Source organism: Endozoicomonas numazuensis, assembly GCF_000722635.1.
In the GTDB taxonomy this organism is placed as follows: domain Bacteria; phylum Pseudomonadota; class Gammaproteobacteria; order Pseudomonadales; family Endozoicomonadaceae; genus Endozoicomonas_A; species Endozoicomonas_A numazuensis.
This window is the reverse complement of the sequence record NZ_JOKH01000007.1, coordinates 233075-234727: the sequence shown is the minus strand read 5'-3', so window position 1 is coordinate 234727 and position 1653 is coordinate 233075. Positions and strand designations below refer to the sequence as shown.

The 1653-nt window shown below is 55.9% G+C and carries 2 protein-coding genes; both read right to left on the bottom strand.

Annotated features, from left to right (window positions below):
• Positions 1-1234, bottom strand: a 1234-nt coding sequence (locus GZ78_RS23015) for a lactonase family protein (RefSeq protein ID WP_152558907.1), incomplete at its 3' end; no start/stop codon positions are given.
• 149 nt (positions 1235-1383) lie between these two features.
• Positions 1384-1653: hypothetical protein (locus GZ78_RS29665; RefSeq protein ID WP_034841509.1), on the bottom strand; the 270-nt coding region annotated here is incomplete at its 5' end.

Genomic DNA, 1653 nt, shown 5'->3' with positions numbered 1-1653 from the left:
CTCCGGTAGTGACCGCGCCAGCAATAGTTCCATAATCTCTTTTATTCTCCCCTTCCACCTCAACGGAAGGTGTCGCGGAAGGAGAAAGTTCGTCAGTGGGTATCGGGCGGCCTTCCAGACTCAGGGTTGGTGTGAGGGAGTATAAGGAGGTGTTTGTTTCTACGACCTGGGTCACCTGATACACCGACAGGGCATTCCCAAGATTGGCTGTTACGTACAGGTGTTGCCCGTCGGGGCTCAGGGTAACACCCCGGGCACCGTTCAGCTCATGAGTGTCGTCGTTGCGGTAAGTACGAGGGTTGGAGAGCGCGCCGTCGCTGGCCACGTCGTATAACGACAGGGCATCCCCGATATAGGCCGTTACGTACAGGTGTTGCCCGTCGGGGCTCAGGGCAACATTCCGGGCGCCGTCCAGCTCATGAGTCTCGTCGTCACGGTAAATACGGGGGTTGGAGAGCGCGCCGTCGCTATCCACGTCGTACACCGACAGGGCATCCCCCCAAAAGGCCGTTACATACAGGTGTTGCCCGCTGGGGCTCAGGGTAACACCCAAGGCACCGAACAGCTCATGAGTGTCGTTATTATGGTAAATACGGGGGTTGGAGAGAGTGCCGTCGCTGGCCACGTCGTACACCGACAGGACACTCCCCCAAAAGGCCGTTACGTAAAGGTGTTGCCCGTCGGGGCTCAAGGCAACATTCCGGGCACCGAACAGCTTATGAGTGTCGTCGCTGCGGTAAATACGAGGATTAGAGAGCGCGCCGTCGCTGGCCACGTCGTACACCGACAGGGCATTCCCGAAAGAGGCCGTTACGTATAGGTGTTGCCCGTCGGGACTCAGGGCGACACTAACAGCGCCGTCCAGCTCATGAGTGTCGTCGTTACGGTAAATACGGAGGTTGAAGAGCGCGCCGTTGCTGGCCACATCGTACACCGACAGGGCACTCCCTAAAGAGGCCGTTAAGTACAGGTGTTGCCCGTCGGGGCTGAGGGCGACACTCCAAGCACCGTCCAGCTCATGAGTGTTGCTGTTACGGTAAATGACCGGATTAATGAGAGACCCCGGCTCATTTACCTCCTCACCACTGGCAGGTTGCAGTACGCAAAGGCTGGTGACTGCCAACTGAACCACAAAGACACATATACCCTGCCAACGTGGCCAAGGGGCTTTTACCCTTCTGGAAGAAAAAGCCGTGCTTGGTGTTGCTGCTGATGGTTTTGCACTGAATGTCATGAGTTATGATCTCTCGCACCCGTTGGCTATGGGGATATCCGGTTCCGGCTTTTCCCAACTCCTTTGGGTGGACATCCAGTGTAGTTCAGTTTTCCGGGGGCAAGGTGACAACCTTTATTGAGCCTGTTTGGTACGGGCAGATCAGTGTGTCACTGCTTGTTCTGCATTTCATAACTGGCGCTTTTGAGTTTTGCACGGTGTGAAGCCCAGCAGATCATTCCGATAACCACCGCAGATACAATCGCCCCGGTCACTACGACTCCGGTAGTGACCGCGCCAGCAATAGTTCCATAATCTCTTTTATTCTCCCCTTCCACCTCAACGGAAGGTGTCGTGGAAGGAAAAAGTTCGTCAGTGGGTATCGGGCGGCCTTCCAGACTCAGGGTTGGTGTGAGGGAGTATAAGGAGGTGTTTGTTTC